Origin of the sequence: Lichenicoccus roseus, from assembly GCF_005844085.1 — a bacterium.
Lineage (GTDB): Bacteria > Pseudomonadota > Alphaproteobacteria > Acetobacterales > Acetobacteraceae > Lichenicoccus > Lichenicoccus roseus.
In genome coordinates, this window is sequence record NZ_VCDI01000009.1 from 18,424 (window position 1) to 34,577 (window position 16,154).

The 16,154-nt window shown below is 67.6% G+C and carries 14 protein-coding genes; 12 read left to right on the plus strand and 2 right to left on the minus strand.

The annotated features are described in order from the left end of the window. Positions 1-12: 12 nt before the first annotated feature. A complete protein-coding gene (locus FE263_RS18865; protein WP_138327593.1) occupies positions 13-444 on the minus strand; it encodes a CBS domain-containing protein in 432 nt (143 codons plus the stop codon). Between the two features lie 130 nt (positions 445-574). After that, a complete protein-coding gene (locus FE263_RS18870; protein WP_205880453.1) occupies positions 575-1,246 on the minus strand; it encodes a GntR family transcriptional regulator in 672 nt (223 codons plus the stop codon). A gap of 89 nt (positions 1,247-1,335) precedes the next feature. On the opposite strand from FE263_RS18870, the gene FE263_RS18875 reads away from it, so the two are divergent. From FE263_RS18875 to prpB, 12 genes are all read left to right on the plus strand, one after another. Beyond that, positions 1,336-2,091, plus strand: a complete 756-nt coding sequence (locus FE263_RS18875) for an SDR family NAD(P)-dependent oxidoreductase (RefSeq protein WP_138327595.1) — start codon at positions 1,336-1,338, stop codon at positions 2,089-2,091. Then, the gene (locus FE263_RS18880; protein WP_240759945.1) at positions 2,088-3,284 is read left to right on the plus strand and encodes an acyl-CoA dehydrogenase family protein; all 1,197 of its coding nucleotides are present in this window, start codon (positions 2,088-2,090) and stop codon (positions 3,282-3,284) included. Before FE263_RS18875 ends, FE263_RS18880 begins: the two co-directional genes overlap by 4 nt. After that, the gene (locus FE263_RS18885; RefSeq protein ID WP_205880454.1) at positions 3,281-4,363 is read left to right on the plus strand and encodes a phosphotransferase; all 1,083 of its coding nucleotides are present in this window, start codon (positions 3,281-3,283) and stop codon (positions 4,361-4,363) included. Before FE263_RS18880 ends, FE263_RS18885 begins: the two co-directional genes overlap by 4 nt. 171 nt (positions 4,364-4,534) lie before the next feature. Next, positions 4,535-5,971, plus strand: coding sequence for an aldehyde dehydrogenase (aldA, locus tag FE263_RS18890; RefSeq protein ID WP_138327598.1), 1,437 nt, complete (start codon positions 4,535-4,537; stop codon positions 5,969-5,971). Between the two features lie 10 nt (positions 5,972-5,981). Continuing rightward, entirely contained in the window at positions 5,982-6,584 is a 603-nt protein-coding gene (locus FE263_RS18895; RefSeq protein ID WP_171034219.1) for a QcrA and Rieske domain-containing protein, read from the plus strand. Between the two features lie 83 nt (positions 6,585-6,667). Continuing rightward, positions 6,668-8,455 (plus strand): PQQ-dependent dehydrogenase, methanol/ethanol family, encoded by a 1,788-nt coding sequence (locus FE263_RS18900; RefSeq protein WP_138327600.1) that lies wholly within the window; start codon positions 6,668-6,670, stop codon positions 8,453-8,455. Positions 8,456-8,465: 10 nt separating this feature from the next. After that, positions 8,466-8,909, plus strand: coding sequence for a hypothetical protein (locus tag FE263_RS18905; protein ID WP_138327601.1), 444 nt, complete (start codon positions 8,466-8,468; stop codon positions 8,907-8,909). A 48-nt stretch (positions 8,910-8,957) separates the two neighbouring features. Continuing rightward, positions 8,958-10,691 carry a thiamine pyrophosphate-binding protein gene (locus FE263_RS18910; protein WP_138327602.1) on the plus strand — a complete coding sequence of 578 codons (1,734 nt, stop codon included), beginning with the start codon at positions 8,958-8,960 and terminating at the stop codon, positions 10,689-10,691. After that, positions 10,688-12,346 carry an AMP-binding protein gene (locus FE263_RS18915; RefSeq protein ID WP_138327603.1) on the plus strand — a complete coding sequence of 553 codons (1,659 nt, stop codon included), beginning with the start codon at positions 10,688-10,690 and terminating at the stop codon, positions 12,344-12,346. The genes FE263_RS18910 and FE263_RS18915 overlap by 4 nt, the downstream gene beginning before the upstream one ends. A gap of 114 nt (positions 12,347-12,460) precedes the next feature. Then, positions 12,461-13,963, plus strand: a complete 1,503-nt coding sequence (locus FE263_RS18920) for an MmgE/PrpD family protein (protein WP_138327604.1) — start codon at positions 12,461-12,463, stop codon at positions 13,961-13,963. A 17-nt stretch (positions 13,964-13,980) separates the two neighbouring features. After that, entirely contained in the window at positions 13,981-15,135 is a 1,155-nt protein-coding gene (gene prpC, locus FE263_RS18925; RefSeq protein WP_138327605.1) for a bifunctional 2-methylcitrate synthase/citrate synthase, read from the plus strand. Positions 15,136-15,155: 20 nt separating this feature from the next. Beyond that, complete coding sequence (gene prpB, locus FE263_RS18930; RefSeq protein ID WP_138327606.1) at positions 15,156-16,085, plus strand: methylisocitrate lyase; 930 nt, start codon at positions 15,156-15,158, stop codon at positions 16,083-16,085. Positions 16,086-16,154: the final 69 nt, after the last annotated feature.

A 16,154-nucleotide genomic window follows, 5' to 3' on the forward strand; every position in this document is an offset into this window, starting at 1 on the left:
TCCTCCGGAAGGTCAGGCCGCGCCTACGACGTAGGCGCGCATGGTCTCGACCTCCACGCTCTGCTGGTCGAGCAGCGCCTTCACCACGTCGCCGATGCTGACCACGCCGACCACCACGCCATCCTCGATCACCGGAAGGTGGCGGACCCGCTTCTCGGTCATGATCTGCATGACGCTGGCGATACTGGCGTCGGACTTGGTCAGCGCACGCGGCGGTGTCATCAGGTTTTCCGCGGTCAGCGCCCTGACGCCGCTCGGCTGCCGCGCCATCGCGCGCACGATGTCTCGCTCCGACAGCACGCCGCGCAGGTCCCGGCCATCCATCACCAGGACGGCGCCGATCTTGTGCTCCGCTAGCACCTGGACGACCTCGGAAATAAGCGTCTGCGGCGCCACCTTGATGATGGTGGCGCTCTTGTTGCGGATGATGGAGGCGATCGTCATGGCCAGCCCAACCTTGCCTGCGAGACGCCCCTGACCCTGGGGCGGAGGGTAGTCCTATATTAGCACGGATTGGGCACCGACATCTCGTTTTTGCGCCGGCGACCGGCTCCATGCGTATGTCATCGTCCGTTCACGATGTCGACGCGTTCTGCCTGATAGACACGCGGACATTCCCGACATGCGCGGCGGCGGCAAGATCGGCGGCCGCCACGTCACGCCGGCGTACGGCATCGGCGATGGCGGCGTAGTCGCGCAGACGGATGCGCTGCAGCGCCGGCGAGGCATACTGCACGTGCAGGATATGCATGCTCACCGCCGGCAGCAGGCGCTGCAGCTCGCGGTTGCCGCCAGCCGCCAGCAGGGCCCGGTAGAAATGGCGCCGCGCGCGCGCGAAAAGCCCGGCATCCTCGACCGTTCCGGCGTGCTCCAGGCCCGTCACCGCCGCGTCCAGACCTGCCGCATGCAGCGCCGCATCGTACCCCGCGGCGGCACCGCGTGCCGCCAGCCGCAGCATCGCCTCGGCGACATCGAGCACCTCGAAGGCCTCCGCGAGATCGAGCATCCTGATCGCCGGCGAGCGGTTGGGGCTGAGATCGACGATGCCGCGCGCGGCCAGGTGCTGCATCGCCTCGCGCACCGCGTTGCGGCCAACCTTGAAGCGGGCCGCGAGGTCGGTCTCGGTCAGGCGCTGCCCTGGCGAGAGGCGGCCGTGGTCGAGATCGGCGAGGATGCCGAGGCAGACCAGCAGGGTCGATCCACCCGGCCCGCCGCCGGCGAAGCCGTCCTCCCCATCACCCAGCACCGACATCGTCCGTCATGTTTACCCGCTTGATTGTTCCACAATCCTGTTCCATAGCTTTGTCCAACGAACAAGGGCTCGGAGGGGGAGATATGCTCCCGACATTCGGCTTGCAGGGAAAGACGGCCTTCGTCACCGGCGCCTCCGGCGGCCTCGGTGCGCATTTCGCGGCGACGCTCGCCTCGTGCGGAGCCGAAGTCATCCTGGGCGCCCGGCGTGCCGACGCGCTCGCCGATGTCGCGGGCGCAATCAGGGAAACCGGTGGACGCTGCTCGACCTTGGCGCTCGACGTGACCGATGCGGCGAGTCTGGCCGCGGCGGCGCCGTCTTTCGCGCAGGTCGACATCCTGGTGAACAATGCCGGTATCGTCCGCGAGTCAGCTTTCTTGGAGCATGACGCTGCCGACTGGGACGCGGTCCTGGACACCAACGTGAAGGGCATGTTTCTCGCGACGCAGGCTGTGGCCGGCGCGATGAAGGCAGCTGGCCGCGGCGGCTCGGTGATCAATATCGCCTCCATCGTCGGCCTGCGCCAGAGCGGCAACATCGTGTCCTACGCGGTCTCGAAGGCCGCCGCGATCCAGCTCACCAAGGTCTCGGCGCTGGAGCTCGCACGCTACGGGATACGGGTGAATGCGCTGGCGCCGGGCTATATCGAAACCGACATCAACCGCGAATTCTGGGATAGCGATTCCGGCCGCGCGATGATCCGCCGCATCCCGCAGCGCAGGCTGGGCCAGGCCAACGACCTGGATGGTGCGCTGATACTGCTGGCGTCGGACGCATCGCGATACATGACCGGCGCGGTGATCGAGATCGATGGTGGACATCTATGCAGCACGCTGTGAAGCCGCTTCCCCCGCAGCATGATGTCTCGGCGCTCGCTGAACGCATCGAGCGCTTCGTCCGCGACATCGTCGTCCCATACGAGAACGATCCGCGTGCGCATGGCGAGGAGCACGGGCCGACCGACGGGCTCGTCGACGAACTGCGCCAGCAGGCGAGGGCAGCCGGCCTGCTGACGCCACACATCCTGCCGGATGGCAGCCAGCTGTCGCAGCGCGACACCGCGACCATCCTGAAGAAATCCGGCCTGTCGATCCTGGGTCCGGTCGCGCTGAACACCTGCGCGCCTGAGGAAGGCAACATGCACCTCCTCGGCAAGGTCGCCAGTCCGGAGCTCAAGGCCCGGTTCCTGAAGCCACTGGTGGAGGGACGCGTCCGCTCGGCCTTCTTCATGACGGAGCCGGCCGAGGACGATGGCGCCGGCTCGGACCCGTCGATGATGAAGACCACCTGCCGGCTGGACGGCAACCACTGGGTGATCGATGGCCGCAAGCGCTTCATCACCGGGGTGAAGGGTGCCTCGGTCGGCATCGTGATGGCGAAGTCCGATGCCGGCGCCTGCATGTTCCTGGTCGACCTGCCCGACCCGGCGATCCGCATCGAGCGCATCATCCCGACCATCGACGGCTCCATGCCCGGCGGCCACGCCGAGATCGTGATCGAGAACCTGCGCGTGCCGGCCGGCCAGATGCTCGGCGCCCCCGGCGACGGCTTCAGATACGCTCAGGTCCGCCTCAGTCCCGCCCGTCTGTCGCACTGCATGCGATGGCATGGAGTAGCGACCCGGGCCCAGGAAGTGGCGAGCGCCTACGCCTGCCGGCGCACCGCCTTCGGCAAGCTGCTGATCGAGCACGAGGGTGTCGGCTTCATGCTCGCGGAGAACCTGATCGACCTCCAGCAGGCCGCGCTGATGATCGACTGGTGCGCCGACGTGCTCGATGCCGGCTCGCTGGGAACGGTCGAAAGCTCGATGACCAAGGTCGCGGTCTCGGAGGCGCTGAGCCGCGTCGCCGATCGCTGCGTGCAGGTGATGGGCGGATCCGGCCTGATCGCCGGAACCGTGGTCGAGCAGTTCTACCGCGAGATCCGCGCCTTCCGTGTCTATGACGGGCCCAGCGAAGTCCACAAATGGTCGCTCGCCAAGAAGATCAAGCGCGATGTCCTCGGTGGCGGCCGCACCGGCAGCGCAGCGTGAGCGGCCTCGCGGAGCATAACACCGGTTCAGGGGCGGTACGCGACGCGCACCGCTTCGACGAGGGTGCCCTTGCGTGCTGGATGCGGCAACATGTCGACGCGTCGGCCGGCGAACTTGTCGTCGAGCAGTTCAAGGGCGGCCAGTCGAACCCGACCTTCAAGCTGGTCACGCCGCGGCGCAGCTACGTCATGCGACGCAAGCCGCCCGGACCCTTGCTCAAGGGCGCGCACGCCATCGAGAGGGAGGCCCGCGTGCTTGCGGCCCTCGAACGGGCGAGGTTTCCGGTTCCGCACGTGCATGGGCTGTGCACCGACGATGCCGTCATCGGCACCTGGTTCTACGTCATGGACCTGGTGGAGGGCCGCATCTTCTGGGATGCCGCCCTGCCCGAGGTGCCGCGCCGGGAACGGCTCGACTACATCGACGCGTTGAACCGGACGCTCGCCGCCCTGCACGCCGTCGACTACAAAGCCATCGGGCTTGCCGACTACGGCCGGCCCGGGAACTACTTCCAGCGCCAGATCGAACGCTGGTCGAAGCAGTATCTCGCTGATTCCGAGGCAGGCCGCGATCCGCTCATGGATCGCCTAGTGGCCTGGCTTCCGACGGCCATTCCGCCCGGGGACGAGACCGCAATCATCCATGGTGACTACCGGCTGGACAACGTCATCTTCCATCCGCAGGAAGCCAGGATCGTCGCTGTCCTCGATTGGGAACTCTCCACCCTGGGCCATCCGCTGGCCGACTTCGCCTACAGCGTGATGATGTATCGCATGCCCCCGGAGATCGTACCGGGTCTTGCCGGCGCCGACCTCGCTCGGCTGAATATCCCGGACGAGGCCGACTATGTCGAAGCCTATTGCCGGCGCACCGGCCGCAGGCGGATCGAGCACCTCGATTTCTACATCGCATTCAATTTCTTCCGGCTCGCCGCGGTCTTCCACGGCATCAAGGGCCGGGTGCTGCGCGGCACGGCGGCGTCGGCGCAGGCCCACCAGCGTGTGGAGGTGCTACCGGAACTGATCGCACTCGCCGCCGAGCAGGCCCGCCGGGCCGGGATGCAGGGCGAGGGCGTATGACCAGATCGGAACACGAAGTTATGAAATGTTCTTCATTATTCCACTCGCTGTGCACGGTGGAAGGCGTTAGATAAAAGTTGCGATCCGATCACCAACGGTGCTCGGCACGAGAAATATCCACGACGACAAAAAGCGGGGCGGCGGATCAACCGCGGCCCCCGGGGAGGTCAGATGGTTCTGCTGCTCGATAACTATGTCGACGGTCTCGCACTCGAGCCGCGCGAGACGGGTCGGCTCGAAGTCTTCAATCCGGCCCGCGACACCGTGATCTGCGAAATTCCCGACAGCTCGGCCGACACGGTCGATCGCGCCGTGGCCGCCGCCAAGGCCGCGCAACCCGCGTGGAAGCGCCTGCCGGCCATCCAGCGTGCCGCAGCGTTGCGCAAGATCTCCGGCCGTATCCGCGAGAATGCCGACCGGATCGCGCGGGTAATTTCCGAGGAGCAGGGCAAGCCGCTGCCGCTGGCCACGCTGGAGGCGAACTTCACCGCCGAATATCTCGACTACATGGCGGAGTGGGCGCGCCGGATCGAGGGCGAGGTCATCAGCAGCGACCGACCGGGAGAGACCGTGCTGCTGCTGCGCCAGCCGATCGGGGTGGTCGCCGGCATCCTGCCGTGGAACTTCCCGTTCTTCCTGATCGCGCGCAAGCTGGGCCCGGCGCTGATTACCGGCAACACCATCGTCATCAAGCCGAGCGAGGAGACGCCGCACAATGCGGCGCTGTTCGTCGAACTGCTGCAGGGCCTCGATCTTCCGCGCGGCGTCATCAATTTCGTGCACGGCAGCGGCCGGACCACCGGGGAGGCGCTGTCACGGCATCCCGATGTCGGGCTGATCAGCTTCACCGGCAGCGTTCCGACCGGCTCGCGGATCATGGCGAATGCGGCAGCCAACATCACCAAGGTCAACCTGGAGCTCGGCGGCAAGGCGCCGGCCATCGTGCTCGGCGACGCCGACATCCCGGCGGCGATCCGCAATCTCGCCGCGTCCCGCGTGCTCAACAGCGGCCAGCTCTGCAACTGCCCCGAGCGTCTCTACGTCGAGCGCAAGGTTGCCGACGAGTTCGTCAGCGGGCTGGCGAACGCGATGAAGGCCACCCGCTACGGCGATCCGCTGGGCGACAGCGAGATCGACATGGGGCCGCTGATCAACCGCGCCGGCCTCGACAAGGTACGCAAGCTGGTGGATTCCGCCCTGTCGGAGGGCGCGGAAGTCGTCACCGGCGGCAAGGTCGCCGATCTTGGCACCGGCAACTACTTCGAGCCGACGGTGCTGCTGAACGTGCAGCAGAACTCGCCGATCATGCGACAGGAGATCTTTGGTCCGGTGCTGCCGGTGAACATCGTCGACAGCCTCGACGAGGCGATCGAGCGTGCCAACGACAGCGAGTTCGGGTTGACCTCGTCCATCTTCACCCGCGACCTCGCGAGCGCATTCCGTGCATGCAACGAGCTGGAGTTCGGCGAAACCTACGTCAACCGCGATCATTTCGAGGCAATGCAGGGCTTCCACGCCGGCACCAAGAAGTCCGGCATCGGTGGCGCCGACGGCAAGCACGGGCTCTACGAATATACCATGACCCATGTCTCCTACATCCAGAACTAGGATCGCGGCGATGGACGAGGAGAGGTGCGCCGGCTGTTGCGCCGGCCGGCCGGGCGACGGCGTCAACCGTCGCACGCTTCTGCTGGGAGCCGGGATCGCCGCCCTGGCGGGGAGTGCGGCCCATGCGGACGACGGCGACGATCCCAACGCCGTCGCGCCGCCGAAAGCCGATGACCTGCTGATCCAGGCAACCGGCGGCGATGCCGGCAAGCCGATCGGCGTGGACGCCTTCACCACGCCGAACACGCTGATCCAGGCCTGGGCAAAGGACCCCAAGACCGGCGTGGTGCGCAACCTGAGCCGTCTCAACCGCATCCTGCTGGTGAAGATCGATCCCGCCGGCATGGACGATGCGACCCGGGCACGATCGGTGAATGGCGTCGTCGCCTATTCCGATTTCTGCGTGCATGCAGGCTGCTGGATCGAGACCTATCATGCGCAGGAGAACGTCATAATCTGCCACTGCCACAGCTCGCTGTACGATCCCCGGCACGGCGCCGAAGTCACCGGCGGCCCGGCAAAAGGACCCCTTGCCGCCTTGTCGCTGAAGCTGGTGGACGGACATTTCGTCGCCGCGGCGCCATTCGTGGGACATCTCGGCATCATCACCTGATCACGACAAGAATTTCGGCAACGACAAGAACTTGATAGCGACGACAACCCAGCAACGATAGAAACGACCAACGAGGAAATACCATGCGGAAGAGAACGCTCTTCTCGGTCGCCGTCCTGGCCGGCCTTGCGATCTGCAGCCGGGCCGGTGCCTACGACGCCACCGCCCCCAGCTACGCCACGGTCAGCCAGGATCGGCTGGACAAGCCCGAGCCGCAGAACTGGCTGATGCCACGGGGCACTTATAATGGCTGGGGTTATTCCCCCCTCGACCAGATCAACGCGAAGAACGTCAAGCGTCTGATCCCGGTCTGGTCGCTGTCCACCGGTGTGACCGACGCCCACCAGGCGGCGCCGATCGTCAACAACGGCATCATGTTCGTCTCCACGCCGCAGAACCGCATCATCGCGGTCGATGCCAGGACCGGCGACACCATCTGGCGCTACGAGCGGCATCTGCCGCCCGACATGCAGCAGCTGCACCCGACCAATCGCGGCGTCGCGCTGTATGGCGACAAGGTCTACATGGCGACCATGGATGCCTGCGTGGTGGCGTTGACCGCGACCACCGGCAAGGTGGCGTGGCAGCACTGCGTCGCGAAATGGCGCGACGGCTACTACATGACGCTTGCGCCGCTGGCCGCCGACGGCAAGATCCTCGTCGGCGTTTCGGGCGGCGAACTCGGCATCCGCGGCTTCATCGACGCGCTAGACGCCGAGACCGGCAAGGAGGACTGGAAGTTCTATACGGTGGCCGGTCCCGGCGAGCCTGGCGGCGACACCTGGAAAGGTGACAGCTGGAAGACCGGCGGCGTGCCGATCTGGATGCAGGGCAACTACGACCCCGCCACCAGGACGGTCTATTTCGGCACCGGCAACGGTGGCCCCTGGATGCCCGACACGCGTCCCGGCGACAACCTGTTCGCGACGTCGGCGATCGCGCTCGACGTCGAGACAGGCAAGCTCAAGGGCTACCACCAATATCACTGGAACGATGCCTGGGACTGGGACGAGGTCTCGGCGCCCTTGCTGATCGACGTCAACCGCAACGGACGCGCCGTGCATGAACTCGTCCATGCCGGACGCGACGGCTATCTGTGGCAGCTGCAGCGCGACCCCTCGGGCAAGATCGGCTTCATCTCCGGACAGCCCTTCGTGCACCAGGACGTCTTCAAGTCCATCGATCCCAAGACCGGCCGCCCGACCTACGACGAAGCCAAGGTTCCAGGCACCAACAAGAAGGCGCTGTTCTGCCCGTCGCTATGGGGCGGCAAGGACTGGCCGATGGAAGCCTACAGCCCGAAGACCAAGCTGCTGTATGTGCCGGCAAACGACAATCTCTGCGCGGAGATCGCCGGCGAGAAACTCGGGCCGCGCGAGCCGGGCTCCCTGTATGTCGGCGTCCCGATCGACGACATCTTCTCCAGCCTGCGTCCGCGTCCGGGCGTCGATACCTCGAAGCCGATGAAGATCGGCCAGCTGCAGGCCTGGGATCTTTCCACCGGCAAGAAGGTGTGGAGCCACGACTTCCTCGACAGCGCGATGTGGGCACCGATCCTGGCAACCGCCGGCGACCTCGTCTTCAGCGGCGGCACCAACGACCGCATGTTCCGCGCCTTCGACGCCAGCAACGGCAAACTCGAGTGGGAGACCAGGCTGAATTCCGGCGTCGAAGGCACGCCCAGCACCTTCATGGTCAACGGCGTGCAATATATCGCCGTCCTGAGCGGCTACGGGGTGGATGCCGAACGCCAGAACAACGGCCTGAAGAAGATGCTGGCGCCGCGGCTCGACCACCAGGTGGTGCCTAACGACGGAACCATCCACGTGTTCGCGCTGATGGGCCCGAAGACCGAGACCGCCTCGCGGTAAGGGGCGGGCGGTGCGGCGGATCGGGCTGGCCGCCTTCCTGCTGCTGCCGTGGGTGTCGTTGTCGACCCACGCGGCGGCGGCAGGTCCGGCTTCTCCGGAGGCGTTGGCGCAGACAATCCGGAACGGCCTCGAGCACCGCGATCTCGTGCTGCTCGAGAGCCTGTTCAACTGGGATGGCGCGAGCCCGGTCAAGCATCGCATCGTCGCCTACGAGTTGCGTCGCTGCTTCGGCCTGCATGTGCAGGCGGCGACCGCCGAGGCGATCGGCCCGGATGCGGTGGCCGCGATCACCCAGTCGGGGCGGTTCAGGCTGAACATGGATATCTCGGCGCGGGTGCGTGTGACGTTCACCGATGCCGACGGCCTCGATCCGCTCGCCTTCCTGGCCGGCCGGACCGCGGATGGCTACCGGATCGCCTTGATCAACCCGACCACGCCGACGCGTGGGCAATGATCGCCTGCCACATCTGGCACGACATCAGAACGAGAGCGGAAACTTCCGATGCAGCCTGACGCCGAGACGAACCGGAGTTGCGCCGCCTGGATCGCGCGGTTCCTCAGGGCACGCGGCATAGATCGCATATTCGGCCTGCAGGGCGGTCATATCCAGCCGATCTGGGACTACGCCGCACAGCTCGGCATACGCATCGTCGACGTGCGCGACGAAGGTGCCGCCGTGCACATGGCGCATGCCCATGCCGAACTCACCGGGGGCTTCGGGGTCGCCATGGTCACCGCCGGCCCGGGGGTGACCAACACCGTCACCGCCATCGCCAACGCCTCGCTGGCACGCATGCCGCTGCTGGTGATCGGCGGCTGTTCGCCGCGGCCACAGGTCAACATGGGGCCGCTGCAGGATATTCCGCATGTCGATATCCTGCGGCCGGTCACCCGTGCGGCGCGCACCGCCCGCGTTGCCGACCAGGTGATCCGCGAGCTCGACGAGGCGGTGGCGCGTGCGCTCGGCGATGGCGGCGAGCCCGGGCCGGTCTATGTCGAGATCCCCACCGACGTCCTGCGCATCGACGTGCCGCGCGCGATGGTGCTGGACGAATGGATGCGCATCCCACCGGCGCGCGTCTCCCTGCCGCCGCCCGAACTGGCCCGCCAGGCGGCGGAGGCAATATTTGCCGCCCAGCGACCGCTGGTCATCGCCGGACGCGGCGCGCGTGACCTCGGACCCTCGCTGGCGCGTTTCCTCGAGGCCACCGGCGCCGTCTATCTCGACACCCAGGAGAGCCGTGGGCTGCTGCCGCCGGACCATGCTGCCAATGTCGGCGCCATGCGCGCGGCGGCGATGGCGCAGGCCGACCTCGTCGTGGTCATCGGCCGCAAGCTCGACTACCAGCTCGCGTACGGATCGCCGGCGGTGTTCCGGGCCCGCTTCATACGCATCGCCGACAACGCCGGCGAGCTGATCGACAATCGCCGGGGCGAGCCCGAGCTGCTCTGCACGCCGCGCTGTGCGCTGGAGGCGATCCTGTCGGAAGCCTCCGGCTCCTCTGAGGCATCGAGGCTGACCCCGGCGGCCGATCGGGACTGGTCAGCCGGGTTGCGTCGCAGGCACGAGGAGCGCGTGGCGGCAGCCCTGGCGTTGCCGCCCGCGACCGGACCGGACGGCCTGATCCACCCGGCGCGCATCTTCAGCGCAATCGCCGCGGTGGCGGAGCCGGATGCGATCGGCATCGCCGACGGCGGCGACATACTGAGCTTCGCCCGGATCGGACTGCAGACCACGAGCTACCTGGACTCCGGCACCTTCGGCTGTCTCGGGGTTGGCGTGCCATATGCGAACGCGGCGTCGCTCGCCTTCCCCGGCCGGCAGGTCATCGCCGTCGTCGGCGACGGTTCGTTCGGCTTCAACGCCATGGAGATCGACACCGCGGTCCGGCACGGCGCCACCCCGGTGTTCATCATCGCCAACAACGCCGCCTGGAACATCGAGCGCTACGACCAGGAAACCAACTACGGCGGCCGCGTCGTCGGCACCACGCTGCGTCACTCGGACTACGCGGCGCTCGCCCGGGCGCTCGGCGCGCATGGCGAGCGCGTGGAGCGGGCCGAGGATCTGCCCGCCGCTCTCGAACGCGCGCTGGCCAACGCGCCGGCGGTCGTCGACGTCGTGGTCTCGCAGCAGGTGCCGTCCTCGGACGGCAACAAGGGGCTCGGCTTCGTACCGGACTACCAGGCGCTGACCGCCTGGGATGACGCGGAAAAGGTGCGGCGGCAGCAATGACGACACGGCATTCCAGCAGCACCGAGGGTGACGGCACCCTCTACGAGACCCTGCTCCGGACGGTCGGGACATGGGGTCCGCAGGCGGCCTACGCGGTGCCCCCGATGGCCAGGCGCGCCTACCACCCGGACGGCGCCAGCTTCACCTGGAACGAGGTGGCGCGCGAAGTCGAGCGCATGCGCGTCCGCTACCGCGCCGCCGGCTACGGGCGCGGGCATCGGGTCGCAATCCTGTTCCACCAGCGGCCGGAGATGTTCTTCCACTACTACGCGCTGAATTCGCTCGGCTGCAGCATGGTGCCGATCAACCCGGACTACCGGGTCGACGAGCTGGCCTACCTGCTGTCGCACTCCGGCGCGTCGCTGGTGATCGGCATCGAGAACCGGCTCGCCGACCTGCGCGAGGCGGCGGCCATGCTGAACCCGGCGCCGCCGATCCTGTGCTTCGAGGATCTGCCGGCGACGCTGCCGGAGGCGCGCACGCGGGCCGCCGCGGGAGCGCCGGACGCCACCACCGAGGCGGCCCTGCTGTACACTTCCGGGACGACCGGGCGGCCCAAGGGCTGCATCATGTCGAACCGCTACTTCCACACCTTCGGCCGCTGGTACCTGTCGCGCGGCGGCGCGCTGGCCATGCGGGACGGCGCCGAGCGGCTCTACAACCCGCTGCCGCTGCATCACGCCAACTGCCTGTCCATCTCGACCTCGGCGATGCTGCTGAACGGCGGCTGCCTGGTGTTCCCGGACCGCTTCCATCCGCGCAGCTGGTGGCAGGACCTGGTCGCCTGCGACATCACCGCGGTGCAGATGCAGGGCATCATCCCCAATCTGCTGCTCAAGCTCGATCCGGTGCCGGAGGAGCGCCGGCATCGGGTGCGCTTCGGCCTGTGCGCCGGCATCGAGCCGGCCCACCACGCGGTGTTCGAGGAGCGCTACGGCTTCCCGGTGGTCGAGATGTGGGCGATGTCCGAGACCGGCCGGATGATGACCGACCACGAGGAGCCGCGCAGCATCCATGGTCGCGCCTTCGGCCGCTCGGTGCCCGGACTCGAGGCGAGGGTGGTCGACGAGGCCGGCCACACGCTGCCGCCGGACGTGCCGGGCGAGCTGGTGATCCGGCACACCGAGGCTGATCCGCGCGGCGGCTTCTTTTCCGGCTACCTCGACGATCCGGCGGCGACCGAGGAGGCCTGGCGCGGCGGCTGGTTCCATAGCGGCGACACTGCGCGCTGCGACGAGACCGGGATGTTCTTCTTCCTCGACCGCAAGAAGAACATCATCCGGCGCGCCGGCGAAAACATCGCCGCTGCCGAGGTCGAGGACTGCCTGTGCGCCCATGCGCACGTCAAGCAGGCCGCCGTGATCGCGGTCCCGGACGAGATCCGCGAGGAGGAGGTGATGGCCTGCATCGTGCTGCAGGACGGTGTGCGCGAGCATGCCGGGCCGGATGTGGCGCATCGCCTGTTCGACTGGTGCCTGGCGCAGCTGGCCTACTTCAAGGCGCCGGCCTGGGTGGTGTTCATGGACACGCTGCCCACCGGGGCGTCGCAGAAGCTGCAGAAGATGACGCTGTTCCCGAAGGGCGTGGACCCGCGCCAGGAGGTTGGCGTGATCGACCTGCGCGGGTTCAAGAAGCCCACCGCCGGCAGGGGCTGAACCTCTCGCATGCGCCCCGGCACGCCCGGCTAGGCGAAAACCGTCACTTCACGGGGCTGCCCGCCTGCGCGATCATCCGCACTCGGTAGCCATAAGACAGGATCCAGGCCGGTCATGATCATCCACGATGTCCGTGTGCATCCCGAGAGCGACCGGCTTGCCCGCGAGGACCAGCTGGCATGGAAGATCGCGCAGGTCGCGGCCGATGCGGTGGCGGTCGAGCCGGCGGTTGCGGACATGATCGTGAACCGCATCATCGACAACGCCTCGGTGGCGATCGCCTCGGTGAACCGCCATCCGGTGACGACGGCGCGCGACCAGGCGCTGGCGCATGCGCGTCCCGGCGGAGCTGCGGTGTTCGGCTGCGGCCCGGAGGTGCGTGTGCATGCCGAATGGGCGGCCTGGGCGAATGGCACCGCGGTGCGCGAGCTGGACTATCACGACACGTTTCTCGCCGCCGAGTATTCGCATCCCGGCGACAACATCCCGCCGATCCTGGCCGCCGCCCAGCAGACCGGGCGCAGCGGCGCCGAGCTGATACGCGGCATCGCCACCGGCTACGAGATCCAGGTCGACCTCGTGCGCGCGATCTGCCTGCACAGGCACAAGATCGACCATGTGGCGCATCTCGGCCCGTCGGCCGCCGCCGGTATCGGTACGCTGCTGGCGCTGCCGCCGGAGACCATCTTCCAGGCGGTGCAGCAGGCGCTGCACGTCACCACCGCGACCCGGCAGTCGCGCAAGGGCGAGATCTCGTCGTGGAAGGCGTTCGCGCCGTCGCACGCCGGCAAGCTCGCCATCGAGGCGGTCGATCGCGCCATGCGCGGCGAGGGCGCGCCGAGCCCGATCTACGAGGGCGAGGACAGCGTCATCGCCTGGATGCTCGACGGACGCGACGCGCAGTACAAGGTGCCGCTGCCGGCGCCGGGCGAGCCCAAGCGGGCGATCCTCGACACCTACACCAAGGAGCATTCCGCCGAGTACCAGAGCCAGGCGTTGATCGATCTGTGCTTCCGGCTCGGCAGGCAGGTGCAGGATTGGGACGCCGTGCAGGACGTGCTGATCGAGACCTCGCACCATACGCACTACGTCATCGGCACCGGCTCGAACGATCCGCAGAAGTTCGATCCGACCGCATCGCGCGAGACGCTCGACCACTCGATCATGTATATCGTGGCGGTCGCGCTGCAGGACGGCGCCTGGCACCATGTGCGCTCCTACGCGCCGGAGCGGGCGCAGCGGCCGGACACGGTGGCGCTGTGGCGCAAGATCCGCACGGTGGAGGATCCACGCTGGACCGAGCGCTATCATTCCACCGATCCGGCGATCAAGGCATTCGGCGGCCGGGTGATCATAACCCTGCGCGACGGTCGCGTGATCGCCGACGAACTCGCGGTGGCCAACGCCCATACGCTTGGCGCAACCCCCTGGCAGCGCGCGGACTACATACGCAAGTTCGAGATCCTGACCGACGGGATCGTCGAGAAGTCCGAATCCGGACGGTTCCTCGAGACGGTGCAGCGGCTGCCTTCGCTCACCGCCGACGAGCTGCTGCAGCTCAACGTCGCGATCCCGGCGGCTTCCCTTGGCAGGGGCCTGCCCGGGTTGTTCGGCTGATCGAAGGAGCAACGCCCATGAGCGCCACGGACAATTCCCTTCCGAAGCCGAAAAAGTCGGTCGCGCTGTCCGGCGTGGTCGCCGGCAACACCGCGCTGTGCTCCGTAGGCCGCACCGGCAACGACCTGCACTATCGCGGCTACGACATCATCGACATCGCCACCGCCTGCGAGTTCGAGGAGATCGCGCATCTGCTGGTGCATGGCAGGCTGCCGAACCGCGCCGAGCTTGCCGCCTACAAGCGCCGCCTCAGGCGCCTGCGCGGGCTGCCCGCCGCCGTGCGCGAGGTGCTGGAAGCGCTGCCGGCATCGGCGCATCCGATGGATGTGATGCGCACCGGAGTGTCGGCGCTCGGCTGCGTGCTGCCGGAAAAGGACGACCACTCGGCCGCCGGTGCGCGCGAGATCGCCGACCGGCTGCTGGCCTCGCTCGGGTCGATGCTGCTGGCCTGGTACCACTACTCGCATAGCGGCATCAGCATCGATGTCGAGACCGACGACGACAGCATCGGCGGCCATTTCCTCAGCCTGCTGCATGGCGAGGAGCCGCCGGAGAGCTGGGTGCGCGCCATGCACATCTCGCTCAATCTCTATGCGGAGCACGAGTTCAACGCCTCGACCTTCACCGCGCGGGTGATCGCCGGCACTGGCTCGGATCTGTATTCCGCCATCGCCGGCGGCATCGGCGCGTTGCGCGGCCCCAAGCATGGCGGCGCCAACGAAGTGGCACTCGAAATCCAGCAGCGCTACGCAACGCCGGACGAGGCGGAGGCCGATATCCGTCGCCGCGTCGAGGCACGCGAGGTGGTCATCGGCTTCGGCCACCCGGTCTACACGATCTCCGATCCGCGCAACGTGGTGATCAAGCAGGTCGCGCACCAGCTCTCGCAGGAGAACGGCTCGCGGGCGGGCTACGACGTCGCCGAACGCATCGAGGCCGTGATGGCAGACGCCAAGCGGATGTTCCCCAACCTGGACTGGTTCTCCGCCGTCTCCTACCAGCAGATGGGCGTGCCGACGGCGATGTTCACGCCGCTGTTCGTCATCGCGCGCACCGCCGGCTGGGCGGCGCATGTCGTCGAGCAGCGCGCCGACGGCAAGATCATCCGTCCGTCGGCCAACTATGTGGGACCCGACAACCTCGCCTTCGTGCCGCTCGACCAGCGCCCCTGAGTTTCCGGAGAGCCCAGACCATGCCCTACCTGCTCGCGTCCGACGCGCCCACCGGGACCGCCGGACGCCGCTTCCGCCAGTTGCTCGACCAGCCCGGCATCCTGCAGATCCCTGGCACGCACAACGGTATGGCGGCGCTGCAGGCAAAGGCGGCGGGATTTTCCGCATGCTACCTGTCGGGGGCGGCGATGACCGCGTCGATGGGGCTGCCGGATCTCGGCATCATCACCGTCGACGAGGTGGCCTTCTTCATCCGCCAGGTGACGCGTGCTTCGGGTCTGCCGGTGCTGGTGGACGGCGATACCGGCTACGGCGAGGCGCTCAACGTCATGCACATGGTGCGGACCTTCGAGGAGGCCGGTGCGGGCGCGGTGCATCTCGAGGACCAGCTGCTGCCGAAGAAATGCGGCCACCTCAACGACAAGAAGCTTGCCGACGCGCACGACATGGCAGCCAAGGTGGCCGCCGCGGCGAAGGCAAGGCGCGACCTGGTGATCGTGGCGCGCACCGATGCCGCCGCGTCCGAGGGTCTCGACGGCGCGGTGGCGCGTGCGAAGCTGTATGTCGAGGCCGGCGCCGATGCGATCTTCCCGGAGGCGCTGAACACCGCCGAGATGTTCCGCGCCTTCGCCGCGCGCATGCCCGGCGTGAAGCTGCTCGCCAACATGACCGAGTTCGGCCGCACGCCGTTCTTCACCGCCGCCGAGTTCGAGGCGATGGGGTACGGCATGGTGATCTGGCCGGTCTCCTCGCTGCGGGTCGCCAACAAGGCGCAGGCCGAGCTCTATGCCTCGATCCGCGAGAACGGCGGCACCCACGCCATGGTCGAGCGCATGCAGACCCGCCACGAACTCTACGACATGATCGGTCTGCACGACTACGAGGCGCTCGATGCCTCCATCGTACGGACCGTGGTGCCGGAAGCCAGTCTGCCCGCACGGATCACTTAGTCCAGAGCAGGATCTTTTTCCAAGAGCGCACGGCTCAAGTCGGCAAGCCGGATGCCGGTTGCCGGATCA

Excerpts from the sequence above, each read along its gene's own strand:
- prpB (WP_138327606.1), top strand. The coding sequence starts at position 15,156 with ATGCCCTACCTGCTCGCGTCCGACGCGCCCACCGGGACCGCCGGACGC.
- FE263_RS18865 (WP_138327593.1), bottom strand. The coding sequence starts at position 444 with ATGACGATCGCCTCCATCATCCGCAACAAGAGCGCCACCATCATCAAG.
- prpC (WP_138327605.1), top strand. The coding sequence starts at position 13,981 with ATGAGCGCCACGGACAATTCCCTTCCGAAGCCGAAAAAGTCGGTCGCG.
- FE263_RS18900 (WP_138327600.1), top strand. The coding sequence starts at position 6,668 with ATGCGGAAGAGAACGCTCTTCTCGGTCGCCGTCCTGGCCGGCCTTGCG.
- FE263_RS18910 (WP_138327602.1), top strand. The coding sequence starts at position 8,958 with ATGCAGCCTGACGCCGAGACGAACCGGAGTTGCGCCGCCTGGATCGCG.
- FE263_RS18875 (WP_138327595.1), top strand. The coding sequence starts at position 1,336 with ATGCTCCCGACATTCGGCTTGCAGGGAAAGACGGCCTTCGTCACCGGC.
- FE263_RS18915 (WP_138327603.1), top strand. The coding sequence starts at position 10,688 with ATGACGACACGGCATTCCAGCAGCACCGAGGGTGACGGCACCCTCTAC.
- FE263_RS18920 (WP_138327604.1), top strand. The coding sequence starts at position 12,461 with ATGATCATCCACGATGTCCGTGTGCATCCCGAGAGCGACCGGCTTGCC.
- FE263_RS18895 (WP_171034219.1), top strand. The coding sequence starts at position 5,982 with ATGGACGAGGAGAGGTGCGCCGGCTGTTGCGCCGGCCGGCCGGGCGAC.
- aldA (WP_138327598.1), top strand. The coding sequence starts at position 4,535 with ATGGTTCTGCTGCTCGATAACTATGTCGACGGTCTCGCACTCGAGCCG.